2 protein-coding genes are annotated in these 641 nt (G+C 42.6%); one reads left to right on the top strand and one right to left on the bottom strand.

The window, feature by feature from the left end:
• On the top strand, positions 1-182 hold a 182-nt coding region (locus J7438_RS26825), incomplete at its 5' end, for a hypothetical protein (RefSeq protein ID WP_209279069.1).
• Positions 183-351: 169 nt separating this feature from the next.
• Here the strand turns inward: J7438_RS26825 and J7438_RS26820 are convergent.
• The coding region (locus J7438_RS26820; RefSeq protein WP_209279068.1) for an RAP domain-containing protein at positions 352-641 on the bottom strand (290 nt) is incomplete at its 5' end.

The following is a 641-nucleotide window of genomic DNA, read 5'->3' as shown; positions in this document are numbered from 1 at the left end:
CCACTGATACCAGCAGAGCTTCTATCCATAATTATATTTCATTAATTCATGAAAATATAAAAAACAGACTGCTGTTCTGCTCAGAAGTTCATTTTTCGGAAAAGTTTATAAAGATAAGCGGTTGTGGAAAACCAACTACTCCTGATGCCACCAATCTGTTATTTTCAAATCATTCGGGGTGAGATGTGTGGGCAACAGCTGTTCAGCGCTGGCACTCCTTCCGCGGAAAATGTAAAAACGGTTCTTGAGTCATGATGGGAGGAAGGCGATCACTGGATGTTTGTTTTCTACCTCTTTGCTGGTTTGCTCTTCTGAATGTTCTTTGCCAGTTAAGTACCCGTGATCTGAGGGTCACCATCCTTTATCGGTAGTAACGTATCCTTCATCTGCCCACCTTTTTTTAAGTGACACAGAGCCATGACCCTGTGGCTGGATGTCTACTCTGGTCTTTATTTGATCAATACATAGCTTCATTGAATCCTGCTTCCAAAGCTGGTTAACCGGTATTTCAATAACCTCAAATCCTGATTTTTGCAGCAGTGCGATTTTCAGCAGAGTCGAACCATTCCTGGTTTTGAAGTCACCACCCACGTAATGAGACGGTCCCTGAACTTCAATCACCATGTTGTGATCTGGCAGTA

It is taken from the genome of Thalassotalea sp. G20_0, assembly GCF_017744175.1.
Classification (GTDB): domain Bacteria; phylum Pseudomonadota; class Gammaproteobacteria; order Pseudomonadales; family Endozoicomonadaceae; genus Endozoicomonas.
This window is presented reverse-complemented; position numbering and strand designations above follow the sequence as displayed.